The sequence below is a fragment of the Pseudomonas sp. No.117 genome (assembly GCF_054558395.1).
Genome location: NZ_BAAJNP010000001.1, coordinates 169,294 through 184,700, shown reverse-complemented (window position 1 = coordinate 184,700; position 15,407 = coordinate 169,294). Strand labels below are relative to the sequence as shown.

The 15,407-nt window shown below is 67.5% G+C and carries 18 protein-coding genes; 10 read left to right on the top strand and 8 right to left on the bottom strand.

Going from position 1 to position 15,407, the window contains the following annotated elements; translation table 11 throughout:
- Window position 1: 1 nt before the first annotated feature.
- The 4 genes from ACYJP6_RS00895 to lptM are packed head-to-tail and all read right to left on the bottom strand — an operon-like array spanning window position 2 to window position 2,908.
- On the bottom strand, window positions 2-688 hold the full coding sequence (locus ACYJP6_RS00895) for a DUF484 family protein (protein WP_459472608.1): 687 nt from the start codon (window positions 686-688) through the stop codon (window positions 2-4).
- The gene (dapF, locus tag ACYJP6_RS00890) at window positions 685-1,515 is read right to left on the bottom strand and encodes a diaminopimelate epimerase (protein WP_459472606.1); all 831 of its coding nucleotides are present in this window, start codon (window positions 1,513-1,515) and stop codon (window positions 685-687) included. Before dapF ends, ACYJP6_RS00895 begins: the two co-directional genes overlap by 4 nt.
- A gap of 10 nt (window positions 1,516-1,525) precedes the next feature.
- Entirely contained in the window at window positions 1,526-2,773 is a 1,248-nt protein-coding gene (gene lysA / locus ACYJP6_RS00885) for a diaminopimelate decarboxylase (protein ID WP_459472605.1), read from the bottom strand.
- A 9-nt stretch (window positions 2,774-2,782) separates the two neighbouring features.
- Complete coding sequence (lptM, locus tag ACYJP6_RS00880) at window positions 2,783-2,908, bottom strand: LPS translocon maturation chaperone LptM (protein WP_007161378.1); 126 nt, start codon at window positions 2,906-2,908, stop codon at window positions 2,783-2,785.
- A gap of 171 nt (window positions 2,909-3,079) precedes the next feature.
- Between lptM and cyaY the strand changes: the two genes are divergently transcribed.
- Both cyaY and rnk read left to right on the top strand, forming a co-directional pair.
- Window positions 3,080-3,409 (top strand): iron donor protein CyaY, encoded by a 330-nt coding sequence (gene cyaY / locus ACYJP6_RS00875; RefSeq protein WP_459472601.1) that lies wholly within the window; start codon window positions 3,080-3,082, stop codon window positions 3,407-3,409.
- A gap of 190 nt (window positions 3,410-3,599) precedes the next feature.
- Window positions 3,600-3,983: a nucleoside diphosphate kinase regulator gene (rnk, locus tag ACYJP6_RS00870; RefSeq protein WP_459472599.1), complete on the top strand. Its 384-nt coding sequence runs from the start codon at window positions 3,600-3,602 to the stop codon at window positions 3,981-3,983.
- Here rnk and ACYJP6_RS00865 read toward each other — a convergent pair.
- Complete coding sequence (locus tag ACYJP6_RS00865; RefSeq protein ID WP_459472596.1) at window positions 3,980-4,258, bottom strand: hypothetical protein; 279 nt, start codon at window positions 4,256-4,258, stop codon at window positions 3,980-3,982. The genes rnk and ACYJP6_RS00865 overlap by 4 nt on opposite strands.
- Before the next feature lie 55 nt (window positions 4,259-4,313).
- Here ACYJP6_RS00865 and ACYJP6_RS00860 point away from each other — a divergent pair, with 55 nt between their 5' ends.
- Window positions 4,314-5,300 (top strand): magnesium transporter CorA family protein, encoded by a 987-nt coding sequence (locus ACYJP6_RS00860; protein WP_459472594.1) that lies wholly within the window; start codon window positions 4,314-4,316, stop codon window positions 5,298-5,300.
- A gap of 36 nt (window positions 5,301-5,336) precedes the next feature.
- Window positions 5,337-6,212 (top strand): NAD(P)-dependent oxidoreductase, encoded by an 876-nt coding sequence (locus ACYJP6_RS00855; RefSeq protein ID WP_459472592.1) that lies wholly within the window; start codon window positions 5,337-5,339, stop codon window positions 6,210-6,212.
- Between the two features lie 191 nt (window positions 6,213-6,403).
- Here the strand turns inward: ACYJP6_RS00855 and ACYJP6_RS00850 are convergent, their stop codons facing one another.
- The 3 genes from ACYJP6_RS00850 to argH form a co-directional block, all read right to left on the bottom strand.
- Window positions 6,404-7,168, bottom strand: coding sequence for an endo alpha-1,4 polygalactosaminidase (locus tag ACYJP6_RS00850; RefSeq protein ID WP_459472590.1), 765 nt, complete (start codon window positions 7,166-7,168; stop codon window positions 6,404-6,406).
- Between the two features lie 101 nt (window positions 7,169-7,269).
- Window positions 7,270-7,821: a P-loop NTPase family protein gene (locus ACYJP6_RS00845; RefSeq protein ID WP_459472588.1), complete on the bottom strand. Its 552-nt coding sequence runs from the start codon at window positions 7,819-7,821 to the stop codon at window positions 7,270-7,272.
- 1 nt (window position 7,822) lies between these two features.
- Window positions 7,823-9,217 carry an argininosuccinate lyase gene (gene argH / locus ACYJP6_RS00840; RefSeq protein WP_459472586.1) on the bottom strand — a complete coding sequence of 465 codons (1,395 nt, stop codon included), beginning with the start codon at window positions 9,215-9,217 and terminating at the stop codon, window positions 7,823-7,825.
- A gap of 128 nt (window positions 9,218-9,345) precedes the next feature.
- Between argH and ACYJP6_RS00835 the strand changes: the two genes are divergently transcribed.
- From ACYJP6_RS00835 to ACYJP6_RS00810, 6 genes are all read left to right on the top strand, one after another.
- Window positions 9,346-10,422 carry a sensor histidine kinase gene (locus ACYJP6_RS00835; protein ID WP_459472584.1) on the top strand — a complete coding sequence of 359 codons (1,077 nt, stop codon included), beginning with the start codon at window positions 9,346-9,348 and terminating at the stop codon, window positions 10,420-10,422.
- A gap of 4 nt (window positions 10,423-10,426) precedes the next feature.
- On the top strand, window positions 10,427-11,173 hold the full coding sequence (locus ACYJP6_RS00830; protein ID WP_007161369.1) for a LytR/AlgR family response regulator transcription factor: 747 nt from the start codon (window positions 10,427-10,429) through the stop codon (window positions 11,171-11,173).
- A 93-nt stretch (window positions 11,174-11,266) separates the two neighbouring features.
- Window positions 11,267-12,205, top strand: a complete 939-nt coding sequence (hemC, locus tag ACYJP6_RS00825) for a hydroxymethylbilane synthase (protein ID WP_459472582.1) — start codon at window positions 11,267-11,269, stop codon at window positions 12,203-12,205.
- Entirely contained in the window at window positions 12,202-12,960 is a 759-nt protein-coding gene (locus ACYJP6_RS00820) for a uroporphyrinogen-III synthase (RefSeq protein ID WP_459472581.1), read from the top strand. Before hemC ends, ACYJP6_RS00820 begins: the two co-directional genes overlap by 4 nt.
- Before the next feature lie 18 nt (window positions 12,961-12,978).
- Window positions 12,979-14,142, top strand: a complete 1,164-nt coding sequence (locus ACYJP6_RS00815) for a uroporphyrinogen-III C-methyltransferase (protein ID WP_459472579.1) — start codon at window positions 12,979-12,981, stop codon at window positions 14,140-14,142.
- Window positions 14,139-15,347, top strand: coding sequence for a heme biosynthesis HemY N-terminal domain-containing protein (locus tag ACYJP6_RS00810; protein ID WP_459472578.1), 1,209 nt, complete (start codon window positions 14,139-14,141; stop codon window positions 15,345-15,347). The genes ACYJP6_RS00815 and ACYJP6_RS00810 overlap by 4 nt, the downstream gene beginning before the upstream one ends.
- Window positions 15,348-15,407: the final 60 nt, after the last annotated feature.

Genomic DNA, 15,407 nt, shown 5'->3' with positions numbered 1-15,407 from the left:
CTCAGCGCACCGTACGCAGGGGGACGGGAAAGCGCGGCAGGACGCGCGCCAGGACTTCCGCCACGTGACTGAGGAACAGGGTGCCCAGGCTGCTGCGGTAGTGCTGGGGATCGGGGCTGCCGATCGCCAGTACGCCATGCAGGCCCTGGTGGGAGAGGGCGGCGACGGCGGCGGAGCCGACTTCTTCCTTGGCCGAATCGCCGAACAGGAAGGCCAGTTCATGGGCGCGCAAGACGCCGCTGGTGGTCTTCTCGCCGCCCAGCAGACCACCGATGACCTTTTGCGCCTCGGCGGGCGTGACGCTGCGGCCGACCGGCAGGGGGTGCTCGTGGAACAGGATGAGGCCGACGTAGGGCACCTTGAATTCGTGGCGCAGGCTGTCTTCCACCGTGCCTATCACCTCTTCGAGGCTGTTGGCATCCAGCAGGCCGATGATCAGCCGGCGGGTCTTATCGAACAGCCGATCGTTGTCCCGCGCCACGTCCATCAGGTGGGTCAGGCGATGGCGCATCTCGCCGTTGCGGTCACGCAGCAGGCCGAGCTGGCGCTCGACCAGGGAAATGGCGGTACCCCGCTGGTGGGGCACGCGCATTTCCGCCAGCAGCTCCTCGCGGTCGGCAAAGAAGTGCGGATGATCCAGCAGCCAGTCGGCCACCTGGTCCGCGGTCAGTTCGGGGCTGTCGCTCATACTCGTACCTGGCCTTCGTAGACCCGGGTGGCCGGGCCGGTCATGAGCACCGGCTGGCCGACGCCGTCCCACTCGATGTTGAGCAGGCCGCCGGGCAATTCGATGCTGACTGGCGATTTCAGCCAGCCCTGGCGGATACCGGCCACCGCGGCGGCGCAGGCACCGGTACCGCAGGCGCGGGTCTCGCCCACGCCACGCTCCCAGACCCGCAGGCGGGCGCGCTGGGCGTCGATGATCTGCAGGAAGCCGATGTTGGCCTTTTGTGGAAAGCGCGGGTGGCATTCCAGCTTGGGTCCCAGGGTGAGCACCGGGGCCTGGTCGACGTCGGCCACCCGTAGCACCCCGTGGGGATTGCCCATGGAGACCACTGACAGCTCCACGGTGTGGTCATCGACCTGCACCGGATGACTGAGGGCTTCGGTGTCGGCGACGAAGGGGATCTCGCTTGCCTGCAGGCGCGGTGCGCCCATGTCGACGCGGACCTGGCCATCGCCCTTGAGCAGCAGCTCGATGATGCCGCCCTTGGTCTCGACGCGGATCTGCTTCTTGACCGTCAGGCGCTTGTCGAAGACGAAGCGGGCGAAGCAACGGGCGCCATTGCCGCACTGCTCGACCTCGGAACCGTCGGCATTGAAGATCCGGTAGCGAAAGTCCACGTCCGGGGTGCCGGGGGTCTCGACGATCAGCAGCTGGTCGAAGCCGATGCCGGTGTTCCTGTCTCCCCATTGGCGGACGTGCTTGGGCTGGATGTGCGCGTGCTGGCTGATCAGGTCGAGGACCATGAAATCGTTGCCCAGCCCGTGCATCTTGGTGAAGCGCAGTTGCATGGAACTCCCCTCAGGCCGGCAGCCGGCTCTCGCCCGCGAAGAGTTCTTCCAGCGTCTCGCGCCGACGCACCAGGTGGGCCTGGTCGCCATCCACCATCACCTCGGCCGCGCGGCCACGGGTGTTGTAGTTGGAACTCATGGTGAAGCCATAGGCGCCGGCGGAGCGGATAGCCAGCAGGTCGCCCTCGGCCAGCACCAGCTCGCGATCCTTGGCGAGGAAGTCGCCGGTCTCGCAGATGGGGCCGACCAGGTCGTAGCGGCGGGCCTCGCCCTGGCGCGCGGCGACCGGTTCCACCGCCATCCAGGCCTGGTACAGCGCCGGACGGATGAGGTCGTTCATGGCCGCGTCGACGATGGCGAAGTCCTTGTGCGCGGTGTGCTTGAGGTATTCCACGCGGGTCAGCAGCACGCCGGCATTGGCCACGATGAAGCGGCCGGGTTCGAACACCAGGGTCAGTTGGCGACCTTCGATACGCTCGCGGATGGCCTGGATGTAGTCACCGGCCAGCGGCGGCTGCTCGTCGCGATAGCGCACGCCCAGGCCGCCACCGAGATCCAGGTGGCGCAGCACGATGCCGCGTTCGGCGAGGCGGTCGATCAGCGCCAGCAGGCGGTCGAGGGCATCGAGGAAGGGCGGCAGGCTGGTGAGCTGGGAGCCGATGTGGCAGTCCACCCCGAGGATCTCCAGGTTGGGCAACTCGGCGGCGCGGGCGTAGACCGCCTCGGCGTCGGCGATGTCGATGCCGAACTTGTTTTCCTTGAGACCGGTGGAGATGTAGGGATGGGTACCGGCGTCGACGTCGGGATTGACCCGCAGCGAGATCGGCGCGACCACGCCCAGTTCGGCGGCCACCTGCTGCAGCCGCTCCAGTTCGTCGGTGGATTCGACGTTGAAGCAGTGCACGCCCACTTCCAGGGCACGGCGCATGTCGTCGCGGGTCTTGCCGACCCCGGAGAACACCACCTTGTGCGGATCGCCACCGGCGGCCAGCACCCGCTCCAGCTCGCCACGGGAGACGATGTCGAAGCCGGCGCCCAGGCGCGCCAGGGCGTTGAGCACGCCGAGGTTGGAGTTGGCCTTGACGGCGAAGCAGACCAGGTGCGGCAGGCCGGCCAGCGCATCGGTATAGGCGCGGTACTGACCCTCGATGTGAGCCCGGGAATAGACATAGGTGGGGGTGCCGAACTGCTGCGCCACGGCGCTCAGGGACACCCCTTCCGCGTGCAGTTCACCTGCACGGACAGCGAAGACTTCCATGGGGGCTCCTTAGAACACGTCGTGGCGATGTTCTTTGGCGGCCTTCTGGTCGTCGGGCAGGTACAGCGGGCCTTTCTGACCGCAACCAGCCAGCAGGCAGGCACAGGCGATGAAGAGGAGGGACAGGCGCTTCATGACGCTAAACCTATACGAAAAGATGATATTGCCCCGAGTATAACGGGGTTGAGCGACTCTTTGACACGCCCGGTTGGGCTGCCGCGCATGCGCCGGCAGAAGCCGCGACTGGACGCCATCTGGGCGGCCCGCTACCGTGCGCCGATTGTTTCCCTTCTTTCGAGGATCCTCATGAGCCGGCTCAGCGAAGCGCAATTCCATCACCTCGTCGACCAGACCCAGCGCCAGGTGGAGGACGCCTACGACGACAGTGGCCTGGACCTCGACCTGGAAAACGCCGGGGGCGTGCTGACGGTCAAGTTCGACAACGGCAGCCAGGTCATCCTCAGTCGCCAGCCGCCGCTGGTACAGCTCTGGGTGGCGGCGCGCTCGGGTGGCTACCACTTCGACTGGGACGGCCAGAGCTGGGTCTGCGACAGCTCGCCGGAGACCCTCGGCGCCCTGCTGGTGCGGGTGACCCTGGAGCAGGCCGGCGAGAGCGTGGCCTTTCCCGGGCTGTAGCGACCTGTGGTCGGCGCGGCTTGACCCCGGCCGAGAGCCCTGTGCTAGCGTGACCCGACGGCGCCTTTCGAGCGCCGTTTTCTTTTGCCGCGCTGTTGCGGCTTCCCACTGGGCGTTCGCCGCCCGTCATCCCGGTGGTCCGCCGCGTTCAGCGGCCGGGGCCGCATCCTCTCGTTCGCAGGAGTCCGCCATGCGCCATGCATTGCCCATCACCGTTTCCGCTGCCGATCTGCCGCGCCTCGAACGGCTGCTCGACGACCTGCCCGAATTCGGCCCCGTGGCCGAGGCGCTCGACCAGGAGCTGGCCCGGGCGCGGGTGGTGGCGCCCGAGGAGATCGGCGCGGTTGTGACCATGAATTCGCGCGTACGCTGCCGCGAGACCGATACCGGCAAGGAGTACCAGGTGGTGCTGGTCTATCCGGAGGACGCCGGTGGCGAGGGACGGGTTTCGGTGCTGGCGCCGGCCGGCAGCGCGCTGCTCGGAGCCACGCCCGGCGAGCACCTGAGCTGGCCGGTGCCGGGTGGCAAGGAGCAGCAGGTGGAGCTGCTGGCGCTGGAGCCGGCCGAGGCCTAGTCGTCCGCGACCTCGGGCAGGTCCGGCAGGGCTCGCAACAGGCGCTCGTAGTGGGCGCCGTCGAAGGGCCTATCGGCATCGAGCATGGCGGCGATCTCGTAGGACAGCGCCTGGGCCATCAACAGCACCGCTTCCTCGCGGTCATAGCCGACCAGGGTCAACTTGTTGAGTACCGCCTGCACATAGCTCGGCTCGCCGGCGGCGAGCTGATTCTCCACCGCTTCGATTAGATGCGAGGAGACAAAGGATTCTTCGTCATCGGCGTGGTCAATCATGTCTGGATACCTTTTGTTACAGTGCGACCCCTGATGCCGGCCTGGAGTCTTCTCGATGATCACCTGCTATCGCCTGTCCGCCGACGAGCTGGTCGCCCAGCCCCTGTCGCCGGGAGACCCGCTGCCCGCGGATCTGCTCTGGGTCGATCTGCTCGACCCCAGCGAGGCAGAGGAACGCTATCTCGAACAGGCGCTGGCGATGGACATCCCCACCCGGGAAGAAATCGCCGAGATCGAGGAATCCTCGCGACTCTATCAGACCGACCAGGCCCTGCACCTGACCACCACGGTGGTCAGCGGCTTCAGTGAGCATCAGCCGCAGGCCTCGGTGGTCAATTTCGTGCTGACCCCCGACTGGCTGGTGACGGTGCGCTACGCCGAGCTGGCCGCCTTCAAGGCCTTTCTGGGCAAGGCCCAGCAGCAGGCACGGCAGCACTGTCGCAGCGACGTCATCTTCGCTTCGCTGCTGGACAGCCTGGTGGACCGGGTGGCGGACATCCTCGAGTCGGTACAGGCGCACCTCAACCGGCTGGCCAAGGCGGTGTTCCGCGAGCCCCTCGATCCGCAGCAGGCCAAGCAGCAGCCGAAGACCGACCTGCAGTCCATCGTCAAGCAGCTGGGGCGCAGCAACCAGCTGCTGGCCCAGCTCAGCGAGAGCCTGTTGGGCATCAACCGTATCGTTTCCTACCTACGTCGGGCCGGGGCCACCTGGATTTCCGGCACGGCCAAGACCTGGTTCAAGACCCTGGAACGCGACGTGCGCTCGCTCAGCGACTACCAGGCGAAGATGAACGGCGAGATCGGCTTCCTGCTGGATGCCACCCTTGGCCTGATCAGCGTCGAGCAGAACAACATCGTCAAGGTGTTCACCATCGCCTCGGTGCTGTTCCTGCCGCCGACCCTGGTGGGCACCATCTACGGCATGAACTTCAAGGTCATGCCCGAGCTGGACTGGCATTTCGGCTATCCCCTGGCGCTGGGCGCCATGGTGGTGTCGGCGCTGATTCCCTATGCCTGGTTCAAGTTTCGCCGCTGGCTATAGCCGGCAGCATCCATCGCACCTCGAGGAGGCAAAGCTATGCGTATCGGATTCATCGGCCTGGGCGGCATGGGCCAAGGCATGGCCGCCAATCTGCTCAAGGCCGGTCATGAGGTGGTGGTCTGGAATCGCTCCCAGGAGCCGGTCCAGGCCCTGGTCGCGCAGGGCGCCCAGGCGGCAGCGACGCCAGCGGAGGCCTTCGCCGTGGAGGTGGTCTTCAGCATCCTGGCCAATGACGCCGCCACCCGCGAGGTGATCCTCGACAGCGGCGCCCTGCAGGGGGCACGCGCCGGACTGGTGCATGTCAGCATGGCCACCCTGTCGGTGGCCCTGGTCGACGAACTGGTCGCCCGCCATGTCGAGGCGGGCGTGGGCTATGTGGCCGCCCCGGTGTTCGGGCGCACCGACGTGGCCGCCAGTGGCCAGCTCAATATCGTGGTGGCGGGCGATCCTGAGGCGATCGCGCGGGTCCAGCCACTGCTCGATGTGCTGGGTCGCAAGACCTGGCCGGTGGGCGCGGAGCCGCGCCAGGCCAACGTGGTGAAGATCGCTGGCAACTTCATGATCGCCAGCGCCATCGAGACCATGGGCGAGAGTACCGCCCTGGCGCGCAGCTACGGGGTGGAGCCCGCCGCCTTGCTGGACATCCTCACCAGCACCCTGTTCGCCGCGCCGGTCTACCAGAACTACGGTCGCCTGCTGACCGAGCGGCAATTCTCGCCCGCCGCCTTCAAGCTCAGCCTGGGTCTCAAGGACGTGGGCCTGGCCCTGGCGGCCGGGCAGGAGAAGGCGGTACCGCTACCCTTCGCCAGCGTCCTGAGGGACAACCTGCTGGAGGCCGTCGCCCAGGGCGAAGGCGAGCTGGACTGGGTGGCGCTGGGGCAGAGGTCGCACAAGAAGGCCGGCCTCGACTGAGAGCCCGCTCGAAGTCTGCTGCGCGTCGGCCAAACTACGTTGAAAAGGCCCTGGGTCGCCAGCCCGGTCCGCTTCCTCAGGCCTTTGATTCGCTGACGCTCACCCTTCGGGCCAGCCGTTGGCTGTTATTCCCGTTGGTCGTTGCGCTTTGTTTGGCTCTAGCTCGCGAGCCTTTGAATAGGCTCTCGCGGCTACTTGCAGGCGGTGCCCAGCGCCGCCAGCGACAGCGGATAGAACTGCAGGTTGTAGCCGGAGGTCTTGGCCTGGCTGCAGCGCTTGGTGTTGTAGAGACCGTAGTCGATGATCATCACCGGCTTTTTCTGGGTGCGGAAGTAGCTGTAGGCGTTGCACTCGGCGTAGTCGTAGCAGCTTTCGTTGATCGCGAAGTCGAACTTGGGGTAGAGGCTGGGTACCAGGTCCACGGCGTTCTTCAGGCCCACCAGCAGGTTGCGCTTGTGCGCCTCGCCGGACAGCCAGTTGAGGAAGTCCAGTTGCTGGGCCTTGGTCAGCTTGAGGCCGTTGGGGTTGGAATAGCCATCGACGTTGTCCGGGTCGACGCCCTGGCAGCCCTTCTGCACCGCCAGGTCCAGGCGCTTGGCCAGCAGGGTGCGGACGTCGGTGCGGCGGATGTCCAGCCAGCGCTCGCCCGGCCAGGCGTCCAGCGCCTTGCCCAGGGCGGCCTTGGGATAGAGGGCGGCATCGGGTCGCCAGTCTTCCCAGGTGCCGGCACTGAAGTAGCAGATCACCGTCTTCCCGTTGCCCTTCAGGTTGGCGATCACCGCCTTGCTGTTGTCGTAGAGATCGATGTCGTAGAGGGTGCGATTGGGTTTCTGCAGCACGCCGTTCAGCTGGACATGCCAGGTGAGGGTCTGGGGCAGCGGCGCGGGTAGGGCCGCCTGGCTGGAGGCGGCGGCGAACATCCCGCAAAGCAGGAGGGAACAGGCTGGAAGACGCATGAGACTTGACTCGGACGGCTGGTCAAGCCCTCAGTATCGGCTGACTTGCCCAGGGCATGAGTGCCGGTCGTCGTACCTATCGGCGCCCGGTCGGCGGCCGTTCAGGGCGCCTCCAGGGTGCTCAGCCAGAGATCCTTGTCGTAGAGCGATCGCAGCCGGACATAGCGCCGTTCGGGCGGCGCGGCCTGCATTTCCGCCAGGTAGCGCTGCCGATGGACGGCATGGCGCGTCCAGGCCCAGGCGATCACGGATTTTTCCGGTTTGAAGCTCAGCAGGTTGCTCCAGCGTTCGCGGTTACCGTTCCAGAGCGTCTGGCGGGTCAGGCGGCGCCGCAGGGTGCGCAGGACCAGCTGGCGCATGACCAGGGGCTTGGGCAGGTCCAGCCAGATCACCAGGTCGGCGCGCGCCAGGACGATGGGGCGCACCACCGAATAGTTGCCGTCGACGATCCAGTCGTCCCCGCGCAGGGCCGCCGTGACCGCCTGGCGAAACTCGTCCTCGGGCCGGGGTTGCCAGTCCGGCTGGTGGTAGAGGCCGTCCAGCTCGATGTGCCGGTAGCCCAGGCGACGGGCGATTTCCCGCGCCAGGGTGGTCTTGCCCGCTCCCGCGCAGCCGATCACGGAGAGTCGGCGACCGCGGGGAGCGGGAGGCATCCTAGCGCTGGGCCAGCAGGTCACGGCCTCGGGCCACGGCGGCGCGGACCTGGGCCGGCGCGGTGCCGCCGATATGGTCGCGGGCGTTGACCGAGCCTTCCAGGGTCAGGACAGCGAAGACGTCCTGCTCGATCTGGTCGCTGAAGCGCCGCAGTTCGTCCAGGCTCATCTCGGCCAGGTCCTTGCCGCTGTCCACGCCGTACTTCACCGCATGGCCGACGATCTCGTGGCAATCGCGGAAGGGCAGGCCCTTGCGCACCAGGTAGTCGGCGAGGTCGGTAGCGGTGGAGAAGCCGCGGCGGGCCGCTTCGCGCATGATCTCGCGCTTGGGCTTGATGGCCGGCACCATGTCGGCGAAGGCGCGCAGGGAGTCACGCAGGGTGTCGGCGGCGTCGAACAGCGGCTCCTTGTCTTCCTGGTTGTCCTTGTTGTAGGCCAGCGGCTGGCCCTTCATCAGGGTCAGCAGGCCGGTGAGGGCGCCGAACACCCGGCCGGTCTTGCCGCGCACCAGTTCGGGCACGTCGGGATTCTTCTTCTGCGGCATGATCGAGGAGCCGGTGCAGAAGCGATCGGGCAGGTCAATGAACTGGAACTGGGCGCTGGTCCAGAGCACCAGCTCTTCGGAGAAGCGCGACAGGTGCATCATCGCCAGGGAGGCCGCGGCGCAGAATTCGATGGCGAAGTCGCGATCCGAGACGCCGTCCAGGGAGTTGCCGCCGATGGCCTCGAAGCCCAGCAGCTCGCAGGTGACCTGGCGCTGGATGGGGTAGGTGGTGCCGGCCAGCGCGGCGCTGCCCAGGGGCATGCGATTGACGCGCTTGCGGCAGTCGACCAGGCGCTCGTGGTCGCGGGAAAGCATCTCGAACCAGGCCAGCAGGTGGTGGCCGAAGGTCACCGGCTGGGCGGTCTGCAGGTGGGTGAAGCCGGGCATGATGGTGTCCGCTTCGGACTCCGCCAGTTGCAGCAGGCCTTCTTGCAGGCGATTCAGCTCGGCGAGGATGGCGTCGATCTCGTCGCGCAGCCAGAGGCGGATGTCGGTGGCCACCTGGTCGTTGCGGCTGCGGCCGGTGTGCAGCTTCTTGCCGACCACGCCCAGGCGCTCGGTCAGGCGCGCCTCGATGTTCATATGCACGTCTTCCAGGTCGACGCGCCACTCGAAGGTGCCGGCCTCGATCTCGCCGCGGATCTCGTCCAGCCCGGCGACGATGGCATCGCGCTCGGCTTCGCTGAGCACTCCGGCCTGGGTCAGCATGCGGGCATGGGCCTGGCTGCCGAGGATGTCATGGCGGTAGAGGCGCTTGTCGAAATCCACCGAGGCGGTGAAACGGGCGACGAAGGCGTCGACGGGCTCGCTGAAGCGTCCGCCCCAGGACTGGTTGGTTTTTTCGCTGCTCATGGATCGGCCTGCTGCTGGGCTTGTCGGTAAGGGTGAGAGAGGGCCGATGATAGCAGTCCTGAGCGGGTCCCGGCCCGATTCAACGGAGCCGACTTGCCGACGAGTGGTATCTGACCCACACTGCCTCCATGATACTCGAACGCCGCAAAACCCCCCGACCGGTCAAGGTCGACGACTTCTTCGTCCCGGCGCTCTGCGAGCCGGAGGCCCTGCTCGTGCTGGTGGTCCTGGCCGAGCTGCTGGTCTTGGTGCTGGTGCTGGCCGAACCCTTCACCCTGCAGTTCAACTGGATCCGCCTGGCGCTGGTGTCCTTGTTCGTGCAGTGGATCGTGCTGCTGTCGGCGGCGCTGCTCTGTCGCCTGCGGCCCTGGCTGGCACGGCATCGCCCGGTGGTGGCCGGCGGCTTCTGCTGCGCCATCGTGGTGGCGCTGACCCTGGGCTGCACCCTGGTGGCCGACTGGCTGCAGCTGGCCGGACCGCTGCAGCGGGTGGGCGAGGTGCGGCTGTACATGAGGCATGCGCTGATCGCCCTGATCATGTCCATGCTGCTGCTGCGCTACTTCTGGCTGCAGAGCCAGTGGCGCCGCCAGCAGCAGGCCGAGTTGCAGGCGCGCATCGAGTCGCTGCAGGCGCGTATCCGTCCGCATTTCCTGTTCAACAGCCTGAACAGCATCGCCAGCCTGGTCGCCCTGGACGCCGACAAGGCCGAGCGCGCGGTGCTGGACCTGTCGGCGTTGTTCCGCGCCAGCCTCGCCCAGCCCGGCACCAAGGTGCGCTGGTCCGAGGAGCTGGAGCTGTCCCGCCGTTACCTGGAGATCGAGCGCCTGCGCCTGGGCGATCGCCTGCAGCTGCAGTGGGACGTCGACGGCGTGCCGGCCGACCTGCCGATTCCCCAGCTGACCCTGCAGCCACTGCTGGAAAATGCCCTGATCTATGGCGTCGCGCCGCGCATCGAAGGTGGCCTGGTGACCATCTACGCGACCTACCACGACGGGGTGTTCGAGCTGGTCATCAGCAACCCCTACGACCCGGAGGTAGAGCAGCAGCCGCGCCCGCCCAAGGGCACTCGTCAAGCTTTGAGCAATATCGAGGCGCGATTAACGGCACTTTTCGGACCAGCTGCGAGTCTCAAAATCGAACGCCGCGACCAGCGGCATACAACGTCTCTTCGCTATCCATGCGAGCGACTCATGCGGGAAGCCTGAGCTTATGAATGTCCTGATCGTCGATGACGAACCCTTGGCGCGCGAGCGTCTGGCCCGTCTGGTGGGGCAACTGGACGGTTATACCGCCCTGGAGCCAACAGCCACCAACGGTGAGGAAGCCCTCGCTTTGGTTGAAAACCTCAAGCCCGATATCGTCCTGCTCGACATCCGCATGCCGGGTCTGGACGGTCTGCAGGTGGCGGCGCGGCTCTGCGAGCGGGAATCGCCGCCGGCCGTGATCTTCGTCACCGCCCACGACGAGTACGCGCTCGACGCCTTCCAGGTCAGCGCCGTGGGCTATCTGGTCAAGCCGGTGCGCCAGGAAGACCTGGCCGCGGCCCTGAGCAAGGCGCAGCGGCCCAATCGCATGCAACTGGCGGCGCTGACCAAGCCGCCGGCCAGCGGTGGCCCGGGTCCGCGCAGCCACATCAGCGCCCGCACCCGCAAGGGCATCGAGCTGATCCCGCTGGACGACGTGGTCTACTTCATCGCCGACCACAAGTACGTGACCCTGAGACACTCCGGTGGCGAGGTGCTGCTGGACGAGCCGCTCAAGGCGCTGGAAGACGAATTCGGCGAGCGCTTCGTGCGGATCCACCGCAACGCGCTGGTCTCCCGCGAGCGTATCGAGCGGTTGCAGCGTACGCCGCTGGGCCACTTCCAGCTGTTCCTCAAGGGCATGAACGGCGACGCCCTGACCGTCAGCCGCCGCCACGTGGCCGGCGTGCGCCGCCTGATGCACAGCATCTGACGGCGTTTCCAGGTCGACGACTGGCGCGCAGCGGGGGAGGGGCGCCGGTCGACCTGCTATCATGGTCGGCAATCTGACGTGCCGGTAATGTCCATGCTCCGCGAAATTCGTATCGCTACGCGCCAGAGTGCCCTGGCGCTGTGGCAAGCCGACTATGTGAAAGCCCGCCTCGAAGCGGCGCATCCGGGATTGCGGGTGAGCCTGCTGCCCATGACCAGTCGTGGCGACAAGCTGCTCGACGCGCCGCTGGCCAAGATCGGCGGCAAGGGCCTGTTCGTCAAGGAACTGGAAAACGCCCTGCTCGACGGCAGTGCCGACATCGCCGTGCACTCCATGAAGGACGTGCCCATGGAGTTTCCAGCCGGCCTCGGGCTCTACGCCATCTGCGAGCGGGAAGACCCGCGCGATGCCTTCGTCTCCAATCGCTATTCCTGTCTTGCTGAATTGCCCCAGGGCAGTGTGGTAGGCACCTCCAGCCTGAGGCGCCAGGCCCAGTTGCTGGCCCTGCGCCCGGATCTCGAGATCCGCTTCCTGCGCGGCAACGTCAATACCCGCCTGGCCAAGCTCGATGCCGACGACTACGACGCCATCATCCTGGCCGCCGCCGGGTTGATCCGCCTGGGGTTCGCCGAGCGCATCCGTGAGCACCTGACGGTCGAAGACAGCCTGCCGGCCGGTGGCCAGGGCGCCGTCGGCATCGAATGCCGGACCGACGATGCCGAGGTCCATGCGCTGCTCGAACCCCTGCACCATTTCGACACCGAGCGCCGGGTTGCCGCGGAGCGCGCCCTGAATCGACGTCTCAATGGCGGCTGCCAGGTACCCATCGCTTGCTATGCAGTGCAGGAAGGCGAACTGCTCTGGCTGCGCGGCCTGGTCGGCCAGCCCGACGGTGGCCTGCTGCTGCGCGCCGAGGCTCGCGGTCCGCTGAACGACCCGGCCGGGCTGGGCGTGGCGGTGGCCGAAGACCTGCTAGCCCAGGGCGCCCAGGGCATTCTCGATGCCGTCTACGGGATCTCCGGCGAATCATGAGCGGCTGGCGGCTGCTGCTGACCCGCCCGGCGGAGGAAAATCCACCGCTCGCCACCGACCTGGCCGCGGCGGGCGTCGCCACCGCCAGCCTGCCGCTGCTGGCGATCCAGCCTGTGGAAGAGTCGCCCCAGCAGCGCAGCCTCTGGCTCGATCTCGACCGCTACGCCGCCGTCGTGGTGGTCAGCAAGCCCGCTGCCCGCCTGGGCCTGGCGGCCCTTGATCGCTACTGGCCACAGCCGCCGCTGCAGGCGTGGTTCGCCGTCGGTGCGGCCACCGCCGCCGTGCTCGAAGACTATGGCCTGGCGGTGCACCATCCGCAGCGTGAAGACAGCGAGGGCCTGTTGGCCCTGCCGGCCCTGGACGAAGCCCTGCAACGCCCCGACCCTCAGGTGCTGCTGTTGCGGGGCGAGGGCGGTCGCGACCTGCTGGTCGAGACCTTCACCGCCCGGGGTGCCCGGGTCGAGGTGCTCGAACTCTATCGCCGCCAGTGCCCGGAGTACCCGGCAGGGCTGGTCCTAGAGACCCTGGCAGCGGAACGCCTGAATGCCATCATGGTCAGCAGTGGGCAGGGTTTCGCGCATCTGCAGGCTTGTGCGGGTGCGGATTGGCCCGAGTTGAGTCGTTATCCCCTGCTGGTACCCAGCGCCCGGGTGGCCGAGCTGGCCCGCGCCAGCGGTTGTCACCGCGTGATCGAGTGCCAGGGCGCCAGCGCCGGTGCCTTGACCGCCGCGCTAGCCCATCACCATCCGGATTGACCCTTACAAGGAATTCCCGTGAGCGAAACCCAAGCCCCCCGCGCCGACGACGTCTCCCCCGATCCTGTCGTGACTCCCGCCTCGCCACCGCCGCCACCACCTCCGGCCAGTGTGCGCAGCAAGGGCGCGGGCAAGGCGTCTGGCCTGGCGCTGCTGGCCCTGCTGGTGGCCGCCGGTGGCCTGGGTGTGGGCGGCTGGAGTGTCTGGCAGCTGCAGCAGGTACACCAGACCGAGCAGGCGCAATCCGCCCAGTCCGAGGACCTGCGTAGCCAGCTGCGTCAGCTGGAAATGCGCAACCAGGCCCTGAGTGCCGACCTGGGCCGGCTGCCCTCGGCCAACGAACTGGAAGAGCGGCGCCGGCAGCTGGCGGCGCTGCAGGGCGACCAGCAGCACCTGGCCGAACAGTTCAAGGAAGTGGTCGGCCAGAGTCGCCAGGCCTGGCGCCTGACCGAAGCCGAGCACCTGCTGCGCATGGCGACGCTGCGCATGGTCGCCCTGCAGGACGTGCCCAGCGCGCAGAACCTGCTGCAGGGCGTCGATGACATCCTCAAGGCGCAGAACGATCCGGCCGCCTTCGCCGCCCGCCAGCAACTCGCCAATGCCCAGCAGACGCTGCGGCAGCTGCCCGACCTGGACCGTACCGGCCAGTTCGTCCAGCTGGCTTCGTTGCGCAACCAGGTGCAGAGCCTGGAACCCCTGCCGCCACGCTTCTCCACCACGGTGGCCGACCAGCCCGGCGTCGAGAAGGCCGCGGTTCCGCCGAGCAACGCCCTACAGCAGTGGTGGCAGGACTTCCGCCAGCGCATCTCCAGCTATTTCCGCATCGACTTCTCCGCCGACCAGCCGATCCGCCCGCTGCTGGCCGAGGAATCCCTGGCCCAGGTCCGCCTGGCCATGAGCCTGGCGCTGGAGCAGGCGCAGTGGGCCGTGCTCAACGGCAACCAGGAGGTCTATCGCCTCTCCATCGAGCAGGCCGAAGACGTCCTCGCCGCCCACTTCAACAACCAGAATCCGGAAAGCCGCGCGGTCAAGCTGCGCCTCCAGGAGCTGGCCGAACGCCCGGTCACCTTCGAGGCGCCGGACCTGACGCCGGCCCTGACCGCGCTGCAGGCCTACATCGCGCAACGTCAGCAAATCCAGCCGAACAATGCCGCCGGCGCGGCTCAGGAGAATCGCCCATGAAGCGCCTGTACCTGCTGTTCCTGTTCGCCCTGCTCGTCGGCCTGGGCGTTGCCGTGGTGCTGGCCAAGGAGCCGGGCTACGTGCTGCTGTCCTATAGCAACTTCCGCTACGAATCGAGCCTCTGGGCCTTCCTGGCGTTGCTGGTGGCCGTCTGGCTGGCGCTCTACATCCTCAAGCTGGTACTCGGCGCCCTGGGCCTGACCGGCAAGGTGCTCAACCCCTGGTCGCGGCACAATCGCCAGCGGCGCTTGGACCAGGCGCGGCACAAGGGCCAGCTGGAACTGGCCGAAGGCAACTGGAGCGGTGCCCTCAAGCATCTCAAGAGCGCCGCCGAACACGCCGACCAGCCGCTGTTCGTGCTGCTCGGCGCGGCCCGTGCCGCCAACGAGCTGGGTGACCTGGAAGAACGCGACCGCCTGCTGCGCCAGGCTCGCGAACGCGAGCCCCAGGCCGAATTGGCCATCGGCCTGCAGCAGGCCCGCTTGCAGATCGATCGCGGCCAGTACCTGGAAGCCCGCGACAGCCTGGCGCCGCTGCAGGCCAAGTACCCGAAGAATGGCGAGGTGCTGCTGCAGCTGCAGCGCCTGCAGGTGACCCTGCGTGACTGGCCGGCGCTGATCGCCCTGTTGCCGCAGCTGCGCAAGCAGCAGGTCCTGCGTCCCCAGGAGCAGGACGACTTGGAGCGCAAGGTGTGGATCGCCACCCTCGACGAGGTCCCGCCCCAGGGCGCGGAGTCGGCCCTGGACGCCCAGTGGCAGCAGGTGCCCACGGCGCTCAAGGGCGATGCCTCGGTGGTGCTGGCCTATGCCCGCCAGCTGCGCGCCATCGGCCGCGACGATCTCGCTGAGGAAGTCCTGCACATCACCCTCAATCGGCAGTGGGACGAGCGTCTGGTCGAACTCTATGGCCAGCTGCGGCCCCGCGATGCCAGTCGCCCGCTGCAGCATGCTGAGGGCTGGCTCAAGGACCGGCCCCAGGATCCGGTGCTGCTGCTGGCCCTGGGTCGGCTGTGCATGAACAACCAGTTGTGGGGCAAGGCACGCGAATACCTGGAGCGCAGCCTGGCGCAGCGTCCCTCCGCGGTGACCGCCGGCGAGCTGGCCCGGGTGGCCATCCAGCTCGGTGATGTGAGCCGTAGCCAGCAGCTGCTGCAGAGCCAGTGGCGCGAGCCGGCGGCGGATCCGCTGCCGACGCCGAGGGTCTGAGCAGAGCCCTCGCCCGCCCGGGTCCTTGAAAGGTGCCCGGGCTTTCACTACCGTAACGTC

Coding starts and splice junctions, on each gene's coding strand:
- ACYJP6_RS00810 (WP_459472578.1), top strand. CDS start 14,139: ATGAAGCGCCTGTACCTGCTGTTCCTGTTCGCCCTGCTCGTCGGCCTG.
- lysA (WP_459472605.1), bottom strand. CDS start 2,773: ATGGAAGTCTTCGCTGTCCGTGCAGGTGAACTGCACGCGGAAGGGGTG.
- ACYJP6_RS00830 (WP_007161369.1), top strand. CDS start 10,427: ATGAATGTCCTGATCGTCGATGACGAACCCTTGGCGCGCGAGCGTCTG.
- ACYJP6_RS00895 (WP_459472608.1), bottom strand. CDS start 688: ATGAGCGACAGCCCCGAACTGACCGCGGACCAGGTGGCCGACTGGCTG.
- ACYJP6_RS00855 (WP_459472592.1), top strand. CDS start 5,337: ATGCGTATCGGATTCATCGGCCTGGGCGGCATGGGCCAAGGCATGGCC.
- ACYJP6_RS00845 (WP_459472588.1), bottom strand. CDS start 7,821: ATGCCTCCCGCTCCCCGCGGTCGCCGACTCTCCGTGATCGGCTGCGCG.
- cyaY (WP_459472601.1), top strand. CDS start 3,080: ATGAGCCGGCTCAGCGAAGCGCAATTCCATCACCTCGTCGACCAGACC.
- ACYJP6_RS00860 (WP_459472594.1), top strand. CDS start 4,314: ATGATCACCTGCTATCGCCTGTCCGCCGACGAGCTGGTCGCCCAGCCC.
- hemC (WP_459472582.1), top strand. CDS start 11,267: ATGCTCCGCGAAATTCGTATCGCTACGCGCCAGAGTGCCCTGGCGCTG.
- ACYJP6_RS00850 (WP_459472590.1), bottom strand. CDS start 7,168: ATGCGTCTTCCAGCCTGTTCCCTCCTGCTTTGCGGGATGTTCGCCGCC.
- dapF (WP_459472606.1), bottom strand. CDS start 1,515: ATGCAACTGCGCTTCACCAAGATGCACGGGCTGGGCAACGATTTCATG.
- ACYJP6_RS00820 (WP_459472581.1), top strand. CDS start 12,202: ATGAGCGGCTGGCGGCTGCTGCTGACCCGCCCGGCGGAGGAAAATCCA.
- argH (WP_459472586.1), bottom strand. CDS start 9,217: ATGAGCAGCGAAAAAACCAACCAGTCCTGGGGCGGACGCTTCAGCGAG.
- ACYJP6_RS00865 (WP_459472596.1), bottom strand. CDS start 4,258: ATGATTGACCACGCCGATGACGAAGAATCCTTTGTCTCCTCGCATCTA.
- ACYJP6_RS00835 (WP_459472584.1), top strand. CDS start 9,346: ATGATACTCGAACGCCGCAAAACCCCCCGACCGGTCAAGGTCGACGAC.
- lptM (WP_007161378.1), bottom strand. CDS start 2,908: ATGAAGCGCCTGTCCCTCCTCTTCATCGCCTGTGCCTGCCTGCTGGCT.
- rnk (WP_459472599.1), top strand. CDS start 3,600: ATGCGCCATGCATTGCCCATCACCGTTTCCGCTGCCGATCTGCCGCGC.